Consider the following 22,640-nt stretch of genomic DNA (forward strand, 5'->3'; position numbering starts at 1 on the left):
ACAGGGGTGAATTTGAAGAAGGGTTTGTAAATGGCAAGCAAACAGCGCAGTTGCGAATCCATTAGCGGGCTCTCCACAAGGTCGGGCTCTGTCAACCCACACCTGGAAGACCTCAGAGCAAGCCCAACTGTTCCACCTGAGGCCCGCGATCCAGCTCGAACAATGCCGGCAAGCCAGGCAATCGCGCCATTAGTTGCTGGTGAAAGCGCATGGCCTGCTCGGCAGCCTTGATGTTGTCAGGGGTGTGCAGGAAGACATAAGGCGTGCGCCCCTCTTCGATCCACACGGCGACCTTTTCCACCCACTGCACCAAAAACTGATCATTGGCCTTCAGGTCAGGACCGCCGATGAAACGGACCTGGGGAAACAGCGTCAGCGCAGCAGGACGAGGCGGCACCTTGGGCTTTTTCGATTGCGCGTGCAGGACTGCGGGATCGCTCGAGACACAGCTGAACAATGCCCGGGAGTCGAGACAGATGCGCTCGACGCCTCGATCCAGCAGCAGGCGATTGAGCATGCGCTCTTCATCACCCTTCATGAAAAACGCGATGTTGCGTACTTCTACGGCGAGCGGCACATTGAGTTCATCAAGAAAACCGGCCAGCTCGGCCAGACGCTGCGGTGTAAAGCTGGCGGGCAACTGCAGCCAGAACGGTGCGATCCGCCCACCCAGAGGCGCAAGCAGACGGATGAATTCCTCAGCTGCGCCCACCTGCTCACGAAGGTCGCCGTTATGACTGATGTCTTTATGGAATTTGGCGGTGAAACGAAAATCATCGGGCATCGTTTCTGCCCAGCGCTGCACTGTAGTGGCGGCGGGACGGGCGTAAAATGTGGTGTTGCCTTCGACAGCGTTGAATACCTGAGTGTAGAGATCCAGGAAATCATTCGGGCGGGCATCTTCGGGATACAGCGAATCGCGCCAGGCGTTTTCACTCCATGACGGACAACCTAGGTAGTAAGGCAGGCGAGACACGGTCAAACGTGAAGATCGAGCCCCGATACTTCAAGGTCCCAATCGACAAAGCTGGCGGTGGTCAGGTAGCTGGCCAGCGCGTGAGCGACACGAGAGCTCATGGAGCGCGGGAAAATGATGTCTTGTGGACGCGCAGGCACGTTGGCAGTGCTGCCAATCGGTGAATCACCCGCGTCGCGACGAGCCTGCGCCGGAGGCGGCGGCAACTCGGCATCAACTACGACTTCCTCGAAAGAACCTTCAACGGTCGAAGGCGTCTTCTGCGGCTTTCGCTTGATGGGGTAAGAGCGTGATGAGGTTCCGTCTATGCGCATCGATTATATACTCGGCGTCGATAGTGGCAATTTAGCGTTACTGCCTTGTAGTTCGCAAATTGCTTAACGATAACTAGACCACACATATTGCAAATTGTTTTCGCCAAATGAGATTAAAGACCATTCAGACGATAAACGGTAGATGGCGAATTGATATTTTTCCAGCTATAGACGGAATAGTATGACTTGGACAGGCACGACAGCAGAACACTGTGGCGTGCCTTGAAGCCAATCACATCAACGCGCTTTGGGCGTTGCAACCTTATCGCGCAGATAGACCGGCTGGGCGTCGTCTGCCGGCAGGGCTTCGCCACGCGCCCAGGCGAAGGACGCCAGCGTCAGCAAGTCCTGCGCATGGGGCAGCATGCCTGCGTCATGACCGGCCAGACTGACCGGGATGCGCTCGGCATAGCCCCAGCCAGTACCGGCTCCAAACCATTGTCCACTGGTGTGCGCAGGCAGTGTCGCCAACTCGGGCGCCATGACCGCCTCGTTGCCGAGCAGACGCATCTCCCCGGCTGTCTCGTGATAGCAACCCCAATACACCTCATCCATGCGCGCATCAATGGCCGATGCCACCTGGGACACGCCATGCTCACGAAAGGCACGCTGGGCCAGCACGGCAAGATTGGAAACAGGCAATACCGGGCGCTCCAGCGCGAACGCCAGGCCTTGCACGACACCAATGGCAATGCGCACGCCGGTGAAAGCGCCAGGGCCGCGCCCGAACGCGATGGCATCCAGCGCCGACATCGCAATGCCTGCCTCGGCCATCAGGCTTTTGATCATGGGCAGCAGCCGCTGGGCATGCAGGCGCGGGATCACCTCGTAGTGGCTCAGCACTTTGCCATCGTGCAGCAAAGCGACCGAGCAGGCTTCAGTGGCGGTGTCCAGGGCCAGCAAGGTGGTCATCGGTGTTTCCGTCATGGTCAGGGTGAAAAGTGCAGCAGTATAAATGACAAATGGCCCGCAAGCGGGCCATTTATTGTTCAGACTGAAAGTCTTACTTCAGGGCTTCCAGTACTTTTGCAGTGATCTCTTCAACCGAGCCGACGCCAGGAATATGGCTGCATTTGGGCTTGCCATCCTTCGCTTCCAGCTTGCTGTAGAACTCGACCAGCGGCTTGGTCTGGGCATGGTAGACCGACAGGCGATGGCGCACGGTCTCTTCGACGTCGTCCTTGCGCTGCAGCAGCGGTTCGCCAGTCACATCATCGATACCCTCGACTTTCGGCGGGTTGAAGATGGTGTGATAGATGCGACCAGAGCCTTCGTGAACCCGGCGGCCCGACATGCGCTTGACGATTTCTTCGTCATCAACGGCGATTTCCAGCACGTGGTCGATTTCCAGACCTGCTTTCAACAGGGCTTCGGCCTGAGGAATGGTGCGCGGGAAGCCGTCGAACAGAACGCCGTTCGCACAATCCGGCTGGGCCAGACGATCCTTGATCAGACCAATGATCAGGTCATCGGAAACCAGACCACCCGAGTCCATGACGCTCTTGGCCTTCAGGCCAAGCTCGGTTTCAGCCTTGACTGCAGCGCGCAGCATGTCGCCTGTCGAAACCTGCGGGATGCCGAACTTTTCAGTGATGAATTTTGCCTGAGTACCTTTACCGGCCCCGGGAGCTCCTAGCAGAATCACGCGCATCGTCATGCTCCTCAAAATTTTTATAGTGAAATCAACGGATTCGCCTCGGGGGCCAATCTAAAAATAATCAGGCCAACAGGCCGAAAGGCTGATCAAGATACACAGCCGACCGAGGCCGCACAAGCCGCCAAAAGTCGCATTAACCGCGTGCGCACCGGCTTGCGCGCCCCGATTGTCGAGCGGCGTGATCTGTATCAACGTTTCCGGCAGGCCAGCCCGCAAACCCGGCATTGCCAATGCCGGGCCAAAACGGCCCGGCAATTAAAGTAATGCGCGTGTTCAACCAGTGTTACGCAGACCGGCAGCGATCCCGGCTACAGACACCAGCAGCGCCAGTTCCAGAGGGCTGTCCAGACTGGCTTCGCGACTGCGGGAGCGGGACAACAGCTCGGCCTGGAGCAAATGCAACGGGTCGAGATAGGTGTTGCGCAGACTGATGAATTCCAGCGTTTCAGGGCTATGCGCCAGCAGTTGCTTCTGCCCGGTCAGCCCCAGAACCACATTGCACGCCTGCGACAATAGGTCGCGTAAATGTGCGCCTAAATGTTGCAGCTCAGCACTGACCAGACGTTCGTCATAGAGTCGGGCAATGTCCGAATCGGCTTTGGCAAGGACCATTTCCAGCATGTCGATGCGGGTTCTGAAGAACGGCCACTGTTCGCGCATCTGCGCCAGCACCGTCCCCTCGCCGCGCTCCAGAGCCTTGCTCAGCGCGGCTTCCCAACCCAGCCAGGCGGGCAACATAAGACGCGTCTGCGTCCAGGCGAAAATCCACGGAATGGCGCGCAGGCTTTCCACGCCACCTTCACGGCGCTTGGCCGGGCGACTGCCGAGTGGCAGGCGCCCCAGTTCCTGCTCGGGCGTTGCCTGACGGAAATACTCGACGAACTCAGGGTTCTCGCGCACTACCGCGCGATAGGCACTGACCCCGTCAGCGGCCATCTGGTCCATCATTGTCCGCCACGCCGGTTGCGGAGGCGGTGGCGGTAGCAGGGTCGCTTCCAGCACCGCTGCCAGATAGAGATTGAGGTTCTGTTCGGCGATGTCCGGCAGGCCGAATTTGAAACGAATCATTTCCCCTTGCTCGGTGGTCCGGAAGCGCCCGGCTACCGAACCTGGCGGCTGCGACAGAATCGCCGCATGCGCGGGACCGCCACCACGACCAACCGTACCGCCGCGACCGTGGAACAGCAGCAGTTCGACCTGCTGCTCGCGACAGATCTCCACCAGCTTTTCCTGCGCGCGGTATTGGGCCCAGGCCGCCGCCGTAGTGCCCGCGTCCTTGGCCGAGTCGGAATAACCGATCATGACTTCCTGCGGGCCGTGCAAACGCGAGCGATAGCCAGGCAAGCCGAGCAGCGTCTCGATCACCGGCCCGGCGTTATCCAGGTCAGCCAGGGTCTCGAACAACGGCACCACACGCATCGGTCGTTGCAGCCCGGACTCCTTGAGCAGCAACTGCACGGCCAGCACGTCGGATGCCGAACCTGCCATCGAAATGACGTAAGAGCCCAGCGACGCGGCCGGAGCTGCGGCCACTACCCTGCAGGTTGCCAGCACTTCTGCGGTGTCGGCTGCCGGTTTGAAGTAGCTTGGCAGCAACGGTCTGCGGTTGTTCAGTTCGCGCAACAGAAAGTCGATGCGGGTCTGCTCGTCCCACTCCTCGTAGCGACCCAACCCCAGATAATCGGTAATTTCAGTCATCGCCGCACAGTGGCGACTGGAGTCTTGGCGGACATCCAGACGCACCAGAAACAGGCCGAACGTGACGGCACGGCGCAGGCAATCCAGAAGCGGCCCGTCGGCAATCACGCCCATGCCGCACTCATGCAGCGACTGGAAGCACAGCAGCAGCGGGTCCAGCAGCTCGCGGTTGTCTCGCAGCACCGCTTCAGGCGCAGGCAAGGTCTCGCTCAATGAGGCATTGGCCCAATTGCGCGTCGCGCGCAGGCGCTCACGCAGACGCTTGAGTTCTGCCCGATAAGGCTCGGCACTGTCACCGACGCTGGCCCGCAAGGCGTCGCTGGCCTGCTGCATCGACAGCTCTGCGGCCAGGTTATCCACATCACGCAAATAAAGGTCAGCCGCCATCCAGCGCGCCAGCAGCAACACTTCACGGGTAACCGCGGCCGTGACATTCGGGTTGCCGTCACGGTCTCCGCCCATCCACGAGGCAAAGCGGATCGGCGCGGCCTCCAGAGGCAAACGCAGGCCGGTGGCTGCGTGCAATGCATGGTCAGCCTTGCGCAGGTAATTCGGAATGGCGTGCCAGAGGGAGTGCTCGATAACCGCAAAACCCCATTTAGCCTCATCAACCGGCGTGGGCCGGATACGCCGGATCTCTTCGGTATGCCAGGCCTCGGCGATCAGACGCTGCAAGCGCGAGGTAATCTGTGCGCGCTCGGTGCTGTTGAGGTCGCGATGATCGAGCGCGGCCAACTGCGCAGCGATGGCGTCGTATTTCTGAATGAGCGTACGGCGTGCAACTTCGGTGGGGTGAGCCGTCAACACCAGCTCGATTTCCAGCTTGCTCAGCTGACGCGCCAGAGCTTCAGGCGTGTGACCTTCCGTTTTCAGGCGGTCAAGCAGCTCGGGCAGCACCCGCGACTCAAAGGGCAGAGGCTGGGTATCGTCACGGCGATGCATGAGCTGATACTGCTCGGCAATATTGGCCAGGTTGAGAAACTGGTTGAACGCACGGGCCACAGGCAGGAGTTCGTCATCACCCAACCCGTCGACACTGGCGCTGAGTTGCTCGGCACCTTCTGCAGAACCGCGCCTGCCCGCCTTGGCGCCTTTGCGAATACGTTCGATCTTGTCGAGGAATTCAGCGCCTCGCTGCTCACGAATCGTGTTACCCAACAGCTCACCCAGCAGGTGAACGTCTTCGCGCAGACGCGCATCGATATCGGCCATCGTTCCTCTCCCGTTTTTTGTCTGGGCTCAGTTGCGTACCCGCAAAACAGCGCGGGCGTACGTGAATTCGAATCCGCATTGCCAACAGTGCACCAAAAGCCTGCAATTGGACAAATGGTTCAACAAAAAGCCGCGCCTCAACGCCTGATTAATCCTGCAGCGACGTCCGTTCACATGTCGACCAACATGCTGACCGCTTTCTGAAGCCCCCTGAAAATTCCTGACCACGCAGTAGATATTTATCTGAACTATTCAAAAACCGCGCAGGTCGGAGCCTTTAACCATTACAGGAAAGCCCGAAAGGCAGCAGGCGGTTGTACGACCTCATGCCCGGACTTGATGCAACAACTGTCATGGATAACCACGTTCGGAGTCAGACAATGGAGTTGATCACCATGAACACCTTAACTGCCAAAACCAAGTTCAAAGGCCTGCGCGGTCTCAAGCTGGCTGCGCTGGCGCTCGGTAGCACCTTTATCCTCGCCGGTTGCGCAGGTAACCCGCCATCCGAGCAATATGCAGTTTCGCAATCGGCCGTCAACAGCGCTGTCAGCGCTGGCGGTACCGAATTCGCAGCGGTGGAAATGAAGTCGGCTCAGGACAAGCTCAAAGAAGCTGATCTGGCCATGCAGGATCACAAGTACGACGAAGCTCGCCGTCTCGCTGAACAAGCCGAGTGGGACGCTCGTGTAGCAGAACGCAAATCTCAGGCCGCCAAGGCTGCCAAAGCTGTGCAGGATGCTCGTCAGGGCGTCAACGAACTCCGTGAAGAAGGCCTGCGTCAGGTGCAGTGATTGCCCTGAACCCTTTCTGTTTTCATGAATTCGTAACTGATTAAAGGACGACAATATTATGCGTAAACAATTGATGATCCCTGCTCTGCTGGCCATGAGTGTTGCCCTGGCAGCCTGTGCAACCAAGCCAAACCCTAACCTGGAACAGGCTCGCAGCAACTTCACCGCGCTGCAGACTAACCCGGAAGCCACTAAAGTAGCGGCGCTTGAAACCAAGGACGCCAGCGAATGGCTGGCCAAGGCAGAACAGGCTTTCCGTAACGATGATGACGTCAAGAAAGTTGACCAACTGTCTTACCTGACCAACCAGCGTGTAGAACTGGCCAAGCAGACCATTGCCCTGCGCACCTCCGAAGCGGCTCTGCAGAACGCTTCTGCCGACCGCGCCAAGGCACGCCTGGAAGCTCGTGACGCTCAGATCGCTGCGCTGAAAAACAGCCTGAACGCCAAGCAGACCGAACGCGGTACCCTGGTAACGTTCGGTGACGTGCTGTTCGACTACAACAAGGCCGATCTGAAGCCGACCGCTCAAGGCGACATCGGCAAGCTGGCTGCTTTCCTTCAGGAAAACCCTGATCGCAAAGTGATCGTTGAAGGCTACACCGACAGCACAGGTTCTGCTTCCTACAACCAGTCGCTGTCCGAGCGCCGCGCCAATTCGGTTCGCATGGCACTGGTACGCATGGGTGTAGATCCAGCGCGCGTTGTGACCATGGGCTACGGCAAGGAATATCCGGTTGCTGACAACACCAGCAACTCGGGCCGTGCCATGAACCGTCGTGTGGAAGTTACTATCTCCAACGACAACCAGCCTGTTGCACCGCGCTCGTCGATGAAATAAGCGACCGAGCCGCTGCACTCAAGCCCCGCCTGCGCATACAGGCGGGGCTTTTTAATGCCGAAAATTATCGCCGTCTTTATTGCTGTGGCGTCTGCTGGCCGACGCACCGCACCGCTCGCCTGTGGTCATCAATCAAAACGCCTGACAAACCCTTTCGCGACGTGTCGAACAGCACCAGCACGCCATCAACGCATTGCGCCACCTCGTCCGCTGGCGTCGCGGCGATCTTGTAGTCCTCGCCAGGCACGGTCTTGAGCAGGGTGAACTCACTGAGCAATAGCGCATCTTCAGGCTTCGCAAAATGCAGATAGCCGTAAAACCACAGGCAGCCGACGGTGCCGATGACTGCACCGACAGCGCTGAGGATCATGCCGTTGAGGTTACGCTCGCGACTCATGGCGCTGGCGGTGTAGCAGGTGTCGGATAGTTGGGCACTTGCGCAAGGCGACGCAGGCCGTTGAAATGCGTCGGGTCGTCCAGATAGCGCAGCATCACCTGACGCCAGAGAGGGTCGGCGAACGTCTGTACGTGCTCGCCACGGGTCAATTGCAATACCCGCGGTGGAGGCGCGGCCTTGTACAGCTCGATGCCATTGGCGAGCGGCACCAGTGTGTCGTCCATGCTGTGAAAGATCAGCATCGGTGTGCCGGCCAATCGTGGCAGGCCGTTGACGGCGCTGTCGGCCTCCGGGATCAGCCAGGACAAGGGCGTCTTCAACGGCCAGGTCAGCCACGACTTGCTCAGCGAGTTTCGCGCGACGCTACGGTAGCTGGCCGGCACGCTGTCCAGCACCAACGCCTTGAGCCGCGAGCGCTCCTGCGGGTGTTCTGACAGGTAATGCACCGCCAGTGCTCCACCAATGCTTTGCCCCAGAACCACAAGGGGTTTGCCTTGCACTTGCGGTGCAGTGTTCAACCAGTCAAAAGCGGCCTGAACATCCTGATAGACCGCCGGCAGGCTCGGCTCGCCCTGCGACTCGCCATAACCGCGGTAATCCACCATCAGCACCTGATAACCCTGCTCGGGCAACCACCAGACGCCACCAAGATGCCAGGACAGGTTGCCGCCGTTGCCATGCAGATGCAGCACCGTACCCTTGACCGGCACACCCTCTTTCGCGGGCAGCCACCAGCCATGCAGGCGCGTACCATCGGCGGCGGTGAGGTTCACATCCTGATACTGCAGGCGCGCCTTGTCGGGTGTGAACGGAACACCTTGCTCGGGGTAGAACAGCATCGAACTGCAACCGGTGAGTGCGAGGAACAGGGTGAAGATGCCGAGCAGTTTCAAATGGGGTTTCCTTGCTGTTTTCATCGCCACATCACCGCCGTGCTGGCGCAGAGCAATGGCACGATAGTTACAAGATTATCGTTCCTCACGCCCCAGCGTGGGAATGCCGTTCTGGACGCTCTGCGTCCGATCCTGACTGTGCAGCGCGGCGCAGATTTGTGACGCGGAGCGTCACCCACTGCGTGCCAACGCGGAGCATTGGCACGATAGTCAGTTCGGCCTACAAAATATTCGAGTAGTCCGCTTCGATACGGTCCAGGCTCAGGTGGTTGAGGAAGTTGGAGAAGCACATCCAGGCCGATAGCGCGTTCATGTCACGGAACTGCTCAGGCAGGTATTTGGGTGCCACCACCAGCCCTTCATCCACCAGTTGGCGCAGGCTGCGCATGTCTTCCAGCGTGGTCTTGCCGCAGAACAGCAGCGGCACCTGTTCAAGCTTGCCCTTGCGCACGGCCAGCTGAATATAGTTGTAGACCATGATGAAGCCTTTCAGATAGGACAGGTCTTTAGTGAACGGCAAGCCGTTGGGCACCGAGCCGCGGAATACGCGACTGGCGTTGCCGTAGCTCTCCGACATGCCAAAACCCTGCTCGCGGTAGAACTCGAACACCTGCAGAAAATCAGCGCCCTGCTCGGCCATGTGAATGGCACGGGTACGATTGGTCAGCTTGCGCAAACGGCTGGGGTAGGAGGCGAAGGCAATGACTTCCATGAGAATCGCCAGGCCTTCCTGAGTCACCGTCGATGAAGGCGGACCTTTGGACAGGAACGTACAGATCGGCTGGTTTTGCCCGTTCAACGTGGTGCCGACGTGTACCAGCCCTTCGTGAACCTCCAGCGCCCGTACATCACGCTCATTGAACATTGCGTCGGTACGGATCTTGATATAGTCGGCACCCGCAGCCGCGTCGGCGACGATACCGTCGGACTCGAAAACCCGGATGGTCTCCTCGGCTTCACCGAACACACGGTTCAAACGCGATTGCAGCAGCGAAACAGCGTCCTTGGCCGTGAGGGTTTTCGGCTCGTCCTTGAGATCACCACGCCCGGCGATGTTGTTCAGGTAATCCGAGAGCATCAGGCCCAGATCGGCCAGCGTCGGGTCACCGGCGTGAAAGGCATCGGACGCAGCGCCATACAGCTCCTGCGAGATCAGCCCGAAGTCAGGCGTGCCACGCGCTTCGAGCATACGCACCACCATGCGGTACTCACGGCACATGCGGCGCATGATCTGCCCGACCGGGTTGAACTGCCCCAGTTGACGCGTGACATCGCGCTCGATGTTCTGAAACTCTTGTTTCAAGGCAACCGAATCGAAGCCCAGCGGGCGGTTTTCGTAATAGGCACGGTCCACGGCAGGAAGCGCCTTGCCCTTGGCGGCCAGAAAGTCCTTGCGGACTGTCTCATCCCATTTAACTGCATCCAGAATGCGAATCGGCGTCTGTGCAACGACGATCCGATCCGATAACGCACGAATAGTCTGTTGATACTCGTCCACCGGTACTCCTTGGCTGGCTGTTTCGCTACTGCTCGGCGGCATGAGAACACGCCACCGCTGGAAAATATCGAAATTGGCAGGGTCGTCAAGCCGTCTGAACCGCCGACCCAGAGCACGTCGAACGAAGTATAGTCACCCTCGAACCGGCTGCGGCGTCCCCAGAACCAGACGCATCTGCCGGGTCAGAATACAGAGCATTTCTTCGTCCGCCTGACGCTGTGGGCCATGCAGCAGGCCTTGATACTCAATGCGCCGGATAAGCCCCGTCAACACCTGAGCGTCCTGATAGGGCTGCAACGAACCAATCACCTGAAAGAACTGACAACTGCCCTGCAACAGAATTTCCTGATGGGCCATCACCAGAGGGGTCAGACGCGGGTTGATCAGCGCTTCGTGGTAGAACGCCTGTTCGGCAATCAGGTAGTCGCGCCGGGTCAGCAATTGATGCCGGATATGCTCCATCACCATACGCGCAATATCGTCAGCCAGCCGAAATCGATCGGTCGGGCTGCCCGAACTACGGCTCATCATCTCACGCAGAATACCTTCAGTGTTCTGCCAAAGCCGCGCCAGGTAATCGGCACTGCGCTGTACATACTGGGCGAAGGCATCGGTCAGCAGGTCATCGATGTCCTTGAAGTAATAGGTGGTTGCCGACAACGGTACGCTGGCCTCAGCGGCCACTGCGCGATGACGTACAGCGCGCACGCCGTCGCGTACCACGATACGCATGGCCGCATCGAGAATGACCTGCCTGCGCTGTTCACTGCCTTCGCGGGCCGCCTTGCGGCCTTGATACTTGACACTTTTGGCCACCGCGCTCGCTACTCCGGCGGCCCCTTCTCTGGCAATCGTCACGACAGCTTCCTTTTTAAATCGTCCTGAAAAACACCTAAAAAAAAGCCGCCCATTGAAGGCGGCTGTTTTTTCATTGATTACGCTTGCGGGCGCATGTGCGGAAACAGAATGACGTCGCGGATCGAAGGCGAGTCGGTGAGCAGCATCACCAACCGGTCGATGCCGATCCCCTCGCCCGCAGTGGGCGGCATGCCGTACTCCAGCGCACGGACGAAGTCGGCGTCGTAGTGCATGGCTTCGTCGTCACCGGCATCCTTGTCGGCCACCTGAGCCTGGAAGCGTTCGGCCTGATCTTCGGCGTCGTTGAGCTCGGAGTAGGCATTGGCGATTTCACGGCCGCCGATGAACAACTCGAAACGGTCGGTTACGCTCGGATTTTCGTCGTTGCGACGAGCCAGCGGAGAGACTTCGAACGGGTACTGAGTGATGAAGTGCGGCTGTTCCAGCTTGTGCTCGACCAGCTCTTCGAAAATCATCACCTGCAATTTGCCCAGGCCTTCGAAGCCGAGCACCTTGGCACCGGCCTTTTTGGCAATGGCACGTGCCTTGTCGACGTCCTGCAGATCGGCAGCGGTCAGATCCGGGTTGTACTTGAGGATCGAGTCGAACACCGACAGGCGCACAAACGGTTCGCCGAAGTGGAACACCTTGTCGCCGTAAGGCACGTCGGTGGTGCCCAGAACCAGTTGAGCCAGTTCACGGAACAGCTCCTCGGTCAGGTCCATGTTGTCTTCGTAATCAGCGTAGGCCTGGTAGAACTCGAGCATGGTGAACTCGGGGTTGTGCCGGGTCGAAACGCCCTCGTTACGGAAGTTGCGGTTGATCTCGAAGACTTTCTCGAAACCACCGACCACCAGACGCTTGAGGTACAGCTCCGGCGCAATGCGCAGGAACATTTCCATGTCCAGCGCGTTGTGGTGGGTTTCGAACGGCTTGGCTGCCGCACCGCCGGGAATGGTCTGCAGCATCGGCGTTTCGACTTCAAGGAAGTCGCGCTTCATCAGGAAGCTGCGAATGTGAGCGATAACCTGCGAGCGCACACGGAAGGTCTCGCGCACGTCTTCGTTGACGATCAGGTCGACGTAACGCTGGCGATAGCGCTGCTCGGTGTCGGTCAGGCCATGGTGCTTGTCGGGCAGCGGACGCAGCGACTTGGTCAGCAGGCGAACGGTGGTCATCTCGACGTACAGGTCGCCCTTGCCGGAGCGTGCCAGGGTGCCTTCGGCAGCAATGATGTCGCCCAGGTCCCAGGTTTTCACTTCAGCCAGGGTTTCTTCAGGCAGGGTCTTGCGGTTGACATAGACCTGGATGCGCCCGGTCATGTCCTGGATCACCATGAACGAGCCACGGTTGAGCATGATGCGACCGGCTACCTTGACCGGAATCGCTGCCTCTGCCAGTTCTTCCTTGGTCTTGTCGACGTACTGTTTCTGCAGGTCGTTGCAGTAGCTGTCGCGGCGGAAGTCGTTGGGGAAGGCCTGACCCTTGGCACGGCCTGCAGCAAGCTTTTCCTTGCGCAGGGCGATCAGGGTGTTTTCTTCCTGTTGCAGGGCTTGCGGGTCGAGTTGTTGGTCGCTCATGTCTTTAAATATTCCATCACAGGTTCGCCCTCGTCTTGCGACGAGGGGCTTGAGGTGTCGGCTGACGGTTTACAGCCCTTGCTTGAGGCTCGCGATCAGGTATTCGTCGATATCGCCATCAAGCACCTTGTCGCAGTCGCTGCGTTCGATATTGGTCCGCAGGTCCTTGATACGCGACGCGTCAAGTACATAGGAGCGAATCTGATGACCCCAGCCGATATCGGACTTGGTGTCTTCGAGCGCCTGGGACGCTGCGTTGCGCTTCTGCACTTCCTGCTCATACAAACGGGCCCGCAGCATTTTCATGGCGGTGTCCTTGTTCGCATGCTGGGAACGTTCGTTCTGGCAACTGACCACGGTGTTGGTCGGGACGTGGGTGATACGTACCGCAGAGTCTGTGGTGTTTACGTGCTGACCACCGGCACCGGAGGAGCGGTAGGTATCGATGCGCAGGTCCGACGGGTTGATGTCGATTTCGATGTTGTCATCGATTTCCGGCGAAACGAACACGGCCGAGAACGAGGTGTGGCGACGGTTGCCGGAATCGAACGGGCTCTTGCGCACCAGACGGTGAACGCCGATCTCGGTACGCAGCCAGCCAAAGGCGTATTCGCCCTTGATGTGCACGGTAGCGCCCTTGATACCGGCGACTTCACCGGCAGACAGTTCCATGATGGTGGCGTCGAAACCGCGCTTGTCAGCCCAGCGCAGGTACATGCGCAACAGGATGTTGGCCCAGTCCTGCGCTTCGGTGCCGCCGGAACCGGCCTGGATGTCCAGGTAGGCGTTGTTGGGGTCCATCTCGCCACTGAACATGCGACGGAATTCGAGCTTTTCCAGCGATTCGCGCAGGCGCTCGACTTCGGCAGCGACGTCATCGACGGCGGCCTGGTCTTCTTCTTCGGCAGACATCAGCAACAGGTCTTTGGCATCGGCCAGACCCGAGGACATTTCGTCCAGGGTTTCTACGATCTGCGCCAGCAGGGAGCGCTCGCGCCCCAGTTCCTGAGCGTAGGCCGGGTTGTTCCAGACGTTTGGATCTTCGAGCTCGCGGTTGACTTCGGTCAGACGATCATGTTTGTGATCGTAGTCAAAGATACCCCCGAATGGTTTCGGAGCGCTCGGACAAATCCTTGATGCTGTTTAGGATCGGGTTGATTTCCATGGTAGGCAGCACTCGCAGGCGAAATTTTCAAAGCCGACGAGTATACCCCAGGCAAGGCCACGAAAGCAGCCCGTCGAGCAGGCGTTGTGAGGCCTATTTTACCGGCCACTGGCGGCGTCAGCCTGCCGCGACCTGATTGCGTCCGTTGTTCTTGGCCTGATAAAGCCCCTTGTCGGCATCCAGAATCAGCTGGCGGCTGTGCATCCCGACCTGCGGCGTCAGGGTAGCGACACCAATACTCACGGTAAGGCTGGAACCAGGCGTTGGAGCGATATGCGGGATATTCATGCCTGACACGCTCTGACGCAGTTTTTCAGCCAGCAGACGCGCCCCGCCTGGAGAAGTATTGGGCAGGACCATGGCAAACTCCTCGCCGCCGTAGCGCGCGGGCAAGTCCGACGGGCGACTGCAACTGTTGCGGATGGCTTTCGCCACCTGACGCAGGGCCTCGTCGCCCTCCAGGTGCCCGAAATTGTCGTTGTAAGCCTTGAAGTAGTCGACATCGATCATCAGCAGCGACAACTGCGCCTGATCGCGAGTGGCACGCCGCCACTCCAGCTCCAGGTACTCATCGAAATGGCGGCGGTTGGACAGTCCCGTCAGGCCATCGGAGTTCATCAGGCGTTGCAGCACCAGATTGGTGTCAAGCAACTGTTGCTGGCTGACCCGCAGGGCACGATAGGCCTCGTCACGCTGCAGCAGTGTCATATAGGAGCGCGAGTGGTAGCGAATGCGCGCCACCAGTTCGATGTTGTCCGGCAGTTTGACCAGATAATCGTTGGCCCCGGCCGAGAACGCGGCGCTCTTGATCAGCGGGTCTTCCTTGGTGGACAACACGATGATCGGGATATCGCGGGTCAACGGGTTGCTGCGGTACTCGCGAACCAGCGTCAGACCGTCCAGGCCCGGCATGACCAGATCCTGAAGAATCACGGTCGGCTTGATCCGCACAGCCTGGGCAATTGCCTGATGCGGGTCGGCGCAAAAGTGGAAGTCGATCGATTCGTGGCCAGACAGTCCACGCCGGACAGCCTCGCCAATCATGGCCTGATCATCAACCAGAAGCACCATGGCGGTGTTCTCATCCGGGGTCTTGATCTCATCCGTCTGCAGGTCATGCATAGTGTTTCTCCTGATCGCCGACCACAGGTGAATGCACCTGAACGGTCATTGAGTAAATACCTCGACCAAGCGAGGGGCAATGGCGGGCAGCGGACGGATCTCAACAGCAGCATCAATGGCTGCGGCCGCTTTGGGCATCCCATACACAGCAGAACTGGCCTGATCCTGGGCGATGGTCAGAAAGCCTCGCTCCCGCATTGCCTTGAGTCCCTGCGCACCATCGCGCCCCATGCCGGTCAGTAGAACGCCGACTGCCTCACCACTCCAATAACGGGTTACGCTCTCGAAAAACACATCGATCGAGGGCCTGTAGACTTCATTCACTGGCTCTGCGGTATACGCCAGCGTACCGTCCTTGAGCAAACGAATATGATGATTGGTTCCGGCCAGCAGCACCACCCCAGGCTGCGGCGTTTCGCCTTCCTTTGCCAACCGCACGGGCAAGCCGGAAGCGGAAGTCAGCCACTCTGCCATACCGGCTGCAAATACCTGATCAACATGCTGCACCAGGACGATCGCTGCCGGAAAGCTCACCGGAAGCCCCTTCAGGAGGATCTCCAGCGCCGCGGGACCGCCCGCCGAAGAGCCGATTGCAACGAGCCTGTCGCGCCTCGCCGGCTCCGATCTCGGCGCAGCCACCACGCGCTCTCGGCCGACGCGCTGACCGATCAGCCAGTCGATATTGAGTATCTTGCGCAGCAGGGGCGCCGCCGCCTCTTTGGGGTTGGGACCGCCGATGGCAGGCGTATCCACCACATCCAGCGCACCGTGCCCCATCGCTTCGAATACGCGGCGCATGTTCTGCTCGCGGTCGACGGTTACGATGACAATAGCGCAGGGTGTTTCGGCCATGATCCGACGGGTGGCCTCTACGCCATCCATCACCGGCATGATCAGGTCCATCAGGATCAGGTCCGGGGTCTGCTCGACGCAGCGCTGCACGGCATCGGCACCATTGGACGCCACCCATATGATCTGGTGCGCGGGCTCGAAGGCCAGCGCGCGACGCAGGGCTTCGATGGCCATGGGCATGTCGTTGACGATGGCAATCTTCATCCTTGCGCGTCTCCTATCAATTCGACAACAGCGTCGAGCAAGGCATCATCGTGGAAACTGGCTTTGGCCAGGTAGTAATCCGCTCCGGCGTCCAGGCCGCGGCGTCGGTCTTCTTCACGATCCTTGTAGGAAACAACCATGACCGGCAATGACTGCAAACGGGTATCACGGCGCAGCAACGTCACCAGTTCTATACCGTCCATGCGCGGCATGTCGATGTCGGTGATGAGCAGGTCGAAGTCCCCGGCACGCAGGGCATTCCAGCCGTCCATCCCGTCCACGGCAACCGATACTTCGTAACCGCGACCGACCAGCAGCTTGCGTTCCAGCTCGCGAACAGTCAAAGAGTCATCGACCACGAGAACCCGTTTGCGCGATACATGGTCGACCTGACGGTTGCGCCGGTCAATACGCTCCAGGCGTCCGGTATTCAGGAGCTTCTCCACCGAGCGCAGCATGTCTTCTACATCAACGATCAACACTACAGAACCGTCATCAAGCAAGGCCCCTGCCGAAACATCCTGAACCTTGCCCAGCCGCGCATCAAGCGGCATCACCACCAGCGTACGCTCACCGATGAAGCGTTCGACGGCTACGCCATAAACTGCATCACGCTCGCGAATAACCACAACCTTGAGCGCTTCGCCGGCATTCTGGGCGGGCGGCCGATTCAATAACTGACTGGCCGAGACCAGACCGACATGGCGCTCTTCATCCCAGAAGTGCTGACGCCCTTCCAGTTGCAAAATATCATCCGGCTGCAAGTCGCGCATGCGCTCGATATGGGCCAGAGGGAAGGCATAGGCTTCTCCGCCCACTTCCACCACCAGGCTGCGCACTACTGAAAGCGTCAGCGGCATTTCAATCCTGAAACGACTGCCCTCGCCCGTCCACTGCTGCAGCTCGACACTGCCGTGCATCTGGCGAACCATATGCTGCACAGCATCAAGCCCGACACCACGACCGGAAATCTGCGTGACCTTGTCGCGCATGCTGAAACCCGGCAGAAACAGAAAACTCAGCAGTTCCTCCTCGCTCAACTGCGCGGCGGTTTCTGCTGGCGAAAGCTTGCGTTCAACAATGCTCTGGCGCAAACGCTCCAGGTCTACGCCGCCACCGTCGTCACTCAACTCGACCACCAGCAAACCGGCCTGATGCGAAGCCTGTAGACGAATCAGGCCCTCAGGATCCTTGCCCGACGCCGCGCGTTTCTCTGGCGATTCGATACCGTGGTCCACAGCATTGCGCAACAGATGGGTCAACGGCGCATCAAGCTTTTCCAGTACATCGCGGTCGACCTGGGTCTTCTCCCCTTCGATCTGCAAGCGGACCTGTTTGCCCAGCTCACGCCCCAGATCTCGGACCATGCGCGCCTGACCGTTCAGCACATCAGCGAAGGGCCGCATGCGGCAGGCCAGTGCGGTGTCATACAGCAGCTGCGCGCGCTGCGCCGACTGCCAGCCAAACTCATCCAGCTCTGCGGTTTGCTGGACCAGCACCTGTTGCGCCTGGGACAACAGGTTGCGTGCATCTTCCAGGGCTTTTTGCACATCAGCCGGGGGGCCTTCTTCGCCAAAGCTCGCACCCAACACTTCAAGCGCGCGGTCGCTGCTGCTTTGCAAGCGTTTGAGGCGCTGCATACCGGCCAGCAGCGGCTTGAGTCGCTGGGTCTCGACCAGCGATTTGCTGGACATGTCCAGCAGCCCGTTCAAACGCTCGGCAGTGACCCGCAATACACGCTCGCCGCCTTCGGCCACTCGACGTTCACGCAAGGGGGTAAAAGGTGCTTCCGGTTCCGGCGCCGACGTGGCTGCGGGCCTGGATGGCGGACGCGACTCTGCTGGCAGCGGATCAGGTGCAGGGTTGATTATTGGCTCAGCCCCTTGGGCTGAAGACTCAAGCTGCTGCATCGCGCTGGCCAGCAATGCGTCCGAAGCAGGGTCAGGCAGCGGCGTATTGACCGTGCGCGCTGCGCCAGCACCGGACGCCAGCAGCGCGTTGAGCCTTTCAACATAACTGTCGATATCGGGCTGACCGACGCTGTTACCGCCTGGCGTAGCGATACTCATCAACAGGTCAGTGCCGGACAGCAGCGCATCGATGTGCTCGGCCTGCAGCAATAGACGGCCTTCCTGGGCGCTGACCAGACAGTCTTCCATCACATGCGCAACGCTCACCCCGAAATCGACGCCGACAATGCGCGCCGCGCCCTTGAGCGAATGTGCCGCGCGCATGCAGGCTTCCAGCTGATCCGCCTGGGTCGGGTTACGCTCAAGTGCCAGCAGGCCCGCACTCAATACCTGAGTCTGCGCATCGGCTTCCAGCGTGAACAGTTCAAACAGTGAGGCGTCACGCATTTGATCTGGCGTCATGTAAGGCTCCGGTGCACCGCCGACAACAACTCTTCTTCGTCCAGCCAACGCAGGCTGCGGCCCTTCCATTGCAAAACGCCGCGAGTGAAACGGGCGTTGGCATGAGTACCGGACGCAGAAGCGGCTTCCAGCTCACGCTCGTCAATGGCGTGAATGCCGTCTACCTCGTCCACCGGCACCACGACCGGGCCGCCTTCAGCGGCAACGATCAACATGCGCGGCACCACCCGTGCCGACTGGGTACTCGCTGCATTGCTGTCGAGCCCTAGCAGCTCGACCAGCGATATGCACGCTACCAGAGCACCCCGTACGTTGGCGACACCCAGCATCGCACGCGAGCGCTGGTGCGGCAGCGAATGGATGGTCTGGTTGGGGGCGACCTCCGAGAGACAGCGGGAGGCCAGCCCCAGCCACTCTTCACCAAGACGGAATACCAGAATGGAGCGGGTCTTGATGTCGCGCAGCAACACAGAGCCCTGAAACTGTTCATGCGACTCCTGGGCCAGCGCGTAGCGGTCCAGCAGACGGGTGGCCGCTGCGGAATAAACCGCGCAGTTGCGGCAGTGGATGTGCTCTTCAAGCAACGGGCAGGAACGATCACCGTGAATACCGATACGGTTCCAGCAGTCATCGATATCCAGGGCTTGGTCATGGGTAAGACTGGAAAAACCGGACACACCCGTCATCAATGGTTTCCTTGTTTATTCGCGCCACGTGCAGCGCGGTCCTGCAAGCGCCGGGCCCCGGTACTGTCACCCTGGGCGGCCAGCAACGCCGCCAGTTGGGCCAGCGATTCGGAATGCTGCGGTTGCAGGTACAACGCCTTGCGATAGAAACCCTGAGCCTGCGCCACGCTACCTTCTACTTCGCTGAGCAGGCCCAGCCAGTAAAACACCTGTGCAACCGGCTCATGCTGTTGCAGATAGCGTTCGCAGGCAGCCCGCGCCTCGACACTTTTGCCTTCGTTGGCCAGGCCGGCAATCCTGTCGAGCAGCGCCGAAACCTCGCTATTGCCAGTGACAGCAACCGGCTTGACGATGGGCGCAAATGCTGCGGACGTTCGTGTGGCAGGTCGTGGCGCAGGCGCTCTGGCAGGTGCATCAGGGACCGGGCGCGGTGCAACCGGCGCGGCTACCGGCGCCGGAGTGCGAGCCTGGACTGGAGCCGGAGCCGGAGCCGTCGGTTCGACTGGCGCATGCCGGAAGGCAAATGATTGCGCAATACCGATCGAACGCATGCCAATACCTGCCAGCAGGTTGCCCTCCGCCGGCCCGATGAACAGCAGGCCGTCTTCCCGGGTCAGCTGCTTGAGGACCTTGAACACATGTTGCTGGGTCTGCCGATCAAAATAGATCACCAGGTTGCGGCAGAAAACGATGTCATACGCGACCTGCGAAGCCAGTTTCGGATCGAGCAGGTTGCCAGCCTGAAAACTCACACAAGCGCGCACACTGTCGGCGATTTCAAACCCGTCAGCGACCGGGTTGAAATACCGCTCGCGAAAACCGGTGTCGCTGCCCCGGAACGAGTTCTTGCCATAGATGCCGTGCTCGGCCTTGGCAATCGAAACAGGGCTGATATCAATGGCATCGACCTTGAACTGCCTGGCATCGACCCCCGCATCGAATAACGCCATGGCAATCGAATAGGGTTCCTCGCCGGTCGAGCATGGCAGGCTGAGAATGCGCAACGGGCGCACACCGGCAAGGCTGGCTATACGTTCACGGGCCAGCATGCCCAGTGTGACGAAAGATTCCGGGTAGCGAAAAAACCAGGTTTCAGGAACGATCACCGCCTCGATCAGCGCCTGCTGTTCTTGAGGCGACGACACCAGAAGGTGCCAGTACGCATCACTGTCGGGGCAATGGGCGGCCGTCGCACGCTGACGCAAGGCACGCTCGATGATCGCCTCGCCGACCGAGGTCACATCCAGCCCGATGCGCTCCTTGAGGAAGCTGAAGAAGCGTGAATCGTCGACCTTCATGGCGCGTCCTCAAGCAATTCGAGGTCGATTGGCGGCACCGGGTACAACAAATCTCGAACCGGCTCGCTCAACAGCTCCTGAACGTGAATCCATTGCAGCAGCCCCTGCTCATCCTCGCGAACCGGCCCCAGGTAAGGTGACAGGCGATTGTCCAGCCCATACGCCTTGAACTGTGACACCGGGCAACGCAGCGTTTCGGTGGCCTGCTCCAGAATCAGCCCGAGCAACTGCGCCGGGTGCGCGTCGTCGTGCCGATAATGCACCAGAACCATGCGTGTGCTGGTGCGCAAGCGCGCTGACTGACCCGAGTTCAGCGCACTGATGTCAATCACCGGCACGATCTCGCCGCGATGGGCAAAGATCCCCGCCACCCAGTGCGGAGCCTGGGCAATTGCCTTGAGTTTCACCCGAGGCAGGATTTCAGCAATCTCTGTCGCGTCCAGCGCATAGCGGTCTTCGCCGATGCAAAACAGCAGAAAGAGTTTGCTGGTGGTCAGTGGCGTGCCGTTGCGCCTCGGCGATTGATCCGTCATTGGAGTGTTCAGACCTTGAATCGCGAAACGCCACCGCGCAGCCCGACCGCGACCTGACTCAGCTCGTCGATGGCGAAACTGGCTTGACGCAGAGACTCGACGGTCTGGCTGCTGGCATCCGCCAGTTGCACCAGTGCCTGATTGATCTGTTCGGCACCGGTAGCCTGAGCCTGCATACCTTCATTGACCATCAACACACGGGGCGCCAACGCCTGTACTTGCTGAATGATCTGCGACAACTGCTCGCCGACCTGAGTGACCTCGAACATGCCACGGCGCACTTCTTCGGAAAACTTGTCCATGCCCATAACGCCTGCGGAAACCGCCGACTGGATTTCCCGCACCATTTGCTCAATGTCATAGGTGGCGACAGCAGTCTGGTCGGCGAGGCGGCGCACTTCGGTGGCGACCACCGCGAAACCACGGCCGTACTCACCCGCCTTCTCGGCCTCGATGGCTGCGTTAAGCGACAGCAGGTTGGTCTGGTCGGCCACCTTGACGATGGTAACAACGACCTGATTGATGTTGCCGGCTTTCTCGTTGAGGATCGCCAGCTTGGCGTTGACCAGGTTGGCAGCGCCCATCACCTGATGCATGGTGTCTTCCATGCGTGCCAGCCCCTGCTGGCCGGAACCGGCGAGAATCGACGCCTGATCTGCTGCCGAGGTGACTTCGGTCATGGTTCGCACCAGGTCGCGCGAGGTGGCAGCAATTTCCCGCGAGGTCGCGCCGATCTCGGTGGTGGTTGCCGCGGTCTCGGTAGCGGTGGCCTGCTGCTGACGGGAAGTCGCAGCGATTTCAGTGACAGAAGTCGTTACCTGCACCGAAGAACGCTGGGCCTGCGCAACCAGCGCAGTCAGCTCGGTCATCATGTCGTTGAAGCCGGTTTCGACCGCATTGAACTCGTCCTTGCGGGACAGGTTAAGGCGGGTGCTCAGATCTCCGGTACGCATGATGTCCAGAATCCGCACAATCAATTGCATCGGTGCCATGATCGAACGCATCAGCAACAGCCCACAGGCCGCTGCAGCCAGCACTGCCACCAGCAAAGACAGGATCATGCTGACCTTGGCAGCCAGCACGGCATTGACGATATTGGCAGTGGCCTGATCAGCCAGCTGCTTGTTGGCGACAATCAGGTCGTTGAGCTGCTTGCGGCCCGTGAGCCAGACCGGGTTGACCTCGCCATAGAACTCGGCGCGCGCACCGGCGTAATCGCCGCGATCATACTTGGCGTGGACATCGGCAAGCATGCGCGAATAGGCTTCGCGGCGTTTTTCGAAAAGCGCAAAGCTGTCTCTGTCCGCGTCATCGAAGATGGACTTCTTGTAGCCGTCCATCTGCGCCTGCAGGTTTTCGTCAAACCCCTGAAACTGGTCCCTTTCCTGCTTGGTCAGCGCACGCCCCTGCCCTTCGGCAATCAGCTCCAGGGTGCGGATGTAACTTTCGCCCCAGGCGCTGCGCACCAGCGTGCTGTAGTAGACACCGGGTAACGCATCAAGACGGACATCTTCCTCGCTGGACTCGATGGACAACAGTCGTGAATAAGATACAACGACCATCAACAGCATGATTGCGATGATGACGGCGAAACTCGCCAGAATCCGTTGGCGCAAGGTCCAGTTCTTCACAGTCAGCCCTCAAGAGTTCAACGACGGCATCGGGCCGTGTTCAAGAAGCGGACCGACGA

20 protein-coding genes are annotated in these 22,640 nt (G+C 59.7%); 2 read left to right on the forward strand and 18 right to left on the reverse strand.

Annotated elements, in window-relative coordinates; translation table 11 throughout:
* Positions 1–112: 112 nt before the first annotated feature.
* The 5 genes from RYB09_RS05570 to ppc all read right to left on the reverse strand — a co-directional run bounded on the left by RYB09_RS05570 (position 113) and on the right by ppc (position 5,857).
* Positions 113–976, reverse strand: coding sequence for a DUF72 domain-containing protein (locus RYB09_RS05570; RefSeq protein ID WP_122280201.1), 864 nt, complete (start codon positions 974–976; stop codon positions 113–115).
* 2 nt (positions 977–978) lie between these two features.
* Complete coding sequence (locus tag RYB09_RS05575) at positions 979–1,290, reverse strand: hypothetical protein (RefSeq protein WP_002554750.1); 312 nt, start codon at positions 1,288–1,290, stop codon at positions 979–981.
* A gap of 237 nt (positions 1,291–1,527) precedes the next feature.
* On the reverse strand, positions 1,528–2,202 hold the full coding sequence (tsaB, locus tag RYB09_RS05580; RefSeq protein ID WP_058399639.1) for a tRNA (adenosine(37)-N6)-threonylcarbamoyltransferase complex dimerization subunit type 1 TsaB: 675 nt from the start codon (positions 2,200–2,202) through the stop codon (positions 1,528–1,530).
* A 91-nt stretch (positions 2,203–2,293) separates the two neighbouring features.
* Positions 2,294–2,941, reverse strand: coding sequence for an adenylate kinase (gene adk / locus RYB09_RS05585; RefSeq protein ID WP_002554752.1), 648 nt, complete (start codon positions 2,939–2,941; stop codon positions 2,294–2,296).
* 279 nt (positions 2,942–3,220) lie between these two features.
* Positions 3,221–5,857, reverse strand: coding sequence for a phosphoenolpyruvate carboxylase (gene ppc, locus RYB09_RS05590; RefSeq protein ID WP_316887627.1), 2,637 nt, complete (start codon positions 5,855–5,857; stop codon positions 3,221–3,223).
* A 380-nt stretch (positions 5,858–6,237) separates the two neighbouring features.
* Between ppc and RYB09_RS05595 the strand changes: the two genes are divergently transcribed.
* Positions 6,238–6,651, forward strand: coding sequence for a DUF4398 domain-containing protein (locus RYB09_RS05595; protein WP_004657980.1), 414 nt, complete (start codon positions 6,238–6,240; stop codon positions 6,649–6,651).
* Between the two features lie 58 nt (positions 6,652–6,709).
* Complete coding sequence (locus RYB09_RS05600; RefSeq protein WP_002554755.1) at positions 6,710–7,492, forward strand: OmpA family protein; 783 nt, start codon at positions 6,710–6,712, stop codon at positions 7,490–7,492.
* A 76-nt stretch (positions 7,493–7,568) separates the two neighbouring features.
* Here RYB09_RS05600 and RYB09_RS05605 read toward each other — a convergent pair whose 3' ends face one another.
* The 13 genes from RYB09_RS05605 to RYB09_RS05665 form a co-directional block, all read right to left on the reverse strand.
* The gene (locus tag RYB09_RS05605) at positions 7,569–7,889 is read right to left on the reverse strand and encodes a hypothetical protein (RefSeq protein ID WP_058399637.1); all 321 of its coding nucleotides are present in this window, start codon (positions 7,887–7,889) and stop codon (positions 7,569–7,571) included.
* Entirely contained in the window at positions 7,886–8,782 is an 897-nt protein-coding gene (locus RYB09_RS05610; RefSeq protein WP_058399636.1) for an alpha/beta hydrolase, read from the reverse strand. The genes RYB09_RS05605 and RYB09_RS05610 overlap by 4 nt, the downstream gene beginning before the upstream one ends.
* A gap of 220 nt (positions 8,783–9,002) precedes the next feature.
* The gene (locus RYB09_RS05615) at positions 9,003–10,322 is read right to left on the reverse strand and encodes a flavohemoglobin expression-modulating QEGLA motif protein (protein WP_193601230.1); all 1,320 of its coding nucleotides are present in this window, start codon (positions 10,320–10,322) and stop codon (positions 9,003–9,005) included.
* Between the two features lie 90 nt (positions 10,323–10,412).
* Positions 10,413–11,138: a TetR/AcrR family transcriptional regulator gene (locus RYB09_RS05620; protein WP_005778392.1), complete on the reverse strand. Its 726-nt coding sequence runs from the start codon at positions 11,136–11,138 to the stop codon at positions 10,413–10,415.
* A gap of 77 nt (positions 11,139–11,215) precedes the next feature.
* The gene (gene lysS, locus RYB09_RS05625; RefSeq protein WP_005732488.1) at positions 11,216–12,718 is read right to left on the reverse strand and encodes a lysine--tRNA ligase; all 1,503 of its coding nucleotides are present in this window, start codon (positions 12,716–12,718) and stop codon (positions 11,216–11,218) included.
* Between the two features lie 69 nt (positions 12,719–12,787).
* Positions 12,788–13,883, reverse strand: a protein-coding gene (prfB, locus tag RYB09_RS05630) for a peptide chain release factor 2 (RefSeq protein WP_122259221.1) whose coding sequence is annotated in 2 segments (ribosomal slippage) — positions 12,788–13,810 and positions 13,812–13,883 — 1,095 coding nt in all. Because the reading frame shifts where the segments join, the coding sequence is not laid out codon by codon here.
* Between the two features lie 117 nt (positions 13,884–14,000).
* Positions 14,001–15,005 carry a PleD family two-component system response regulator gene (locus RYB09_RS05635; RefSeq protein ID WP_058399634.1) on the reverse strand — a complete coding sequence of 335 codons (1,005 nt, stop codon included), beginning with the start codon at positions 15,003–15,005 and terminating at the stop codon, positions 14,001–14,003.
* A 45-nt stretch (positions 15,006–15,050) separates the two neighbouring features.
* A complete protein-coding gene (locus tag RYB09_RS05640; RefSeq protein WP_122259222.1) occupies positions 15,051–16,061 on the reverse strand; it encodes a chemotaxis response regulator protein-glutamate methylesterase in 1,011 nt (336 codons plus the stop codon).
* On the reverse strand, positions 16,058–18,433 hold the full coding sequence (locus RYB09_RS05645; protein WP_316887628.1) for a hybrid sensor histidine kinase/response regulator: 2,376 nt from the start codon (positions 18,431–18,433) through the stop codon (positions 16,058–16,060). The genes RYB09_RS05640 and RYB09_RS05645 overlap by 4 nt, the downstream gene beginning before the upstream one ends.
* Positions 18,430–19,119, reverse strand: coding sequence for a chemotaxis protein CheW (locus RYB09_RS05650; RefSeq protein ID WP_058407365.1), 690 nt, complete (start codon positions 19,117–19,119; stop codon positions 18,430–18,432). The genes RYB09_RS05645 and RYB09_RS05650 overlap by 4 nt, the downstream gene beginning before the upstream one ends.
* Entirely contained in the window at positions 19,119–20,417 is a 1,299-nt protein-coding gene (locus tag RYB09_RS05655; RefSeq protein ID WP_122259224.1) for a CheR family methyltransferase, read from the reverse strand. The genes RYB09_RS05650 and RYB09_RS05655 overlap by 1 nt, the downstream gene beginning before the upstream one ends.
* The gene (locus RYB09_RS05660; protein ID WP_058399630.1) at positions 20,414–20,950 is read right to left on the reverse strand and encodes a chemotaxis protein CheW; all 537 of its coding nucleotides are present in this window, start codon (positions 20,948–20,950) and stop codon (positions 20,414–20,416) included. The genes RYB09_RS05655 and RYB09_RS05660 overlap by 4 nt, the downstream gene beginning before the upstream one ends.
* 8 nt (positions 20,951–20,958) lie before the next feature.
* Positions 20,959–22,581, reverse strand: a complete 1,623-nt coding sequence (locus RYB09_RS05665; RefSeq protein ID WP_058399629.1) for a methyl-accepting chemotaxis protein — start codon at positions 22,579–22,581, stop codon at positions 20,959–20,961.
* Between the last annotated feature and the right edge of the window lie 59 nt (positions 22,582–22,640).

Source organism: Pseudomonas syringae group sp. J254-4 (assembly GCF_032586855.1).
Classification (GTDB): Bacteria; Pseudomonadota; Gammaproteobacteria; order Pseudomonadales; family Pseudomonadaceae; genus Aquipseudomonas; species Aquipseudomonas amygdali.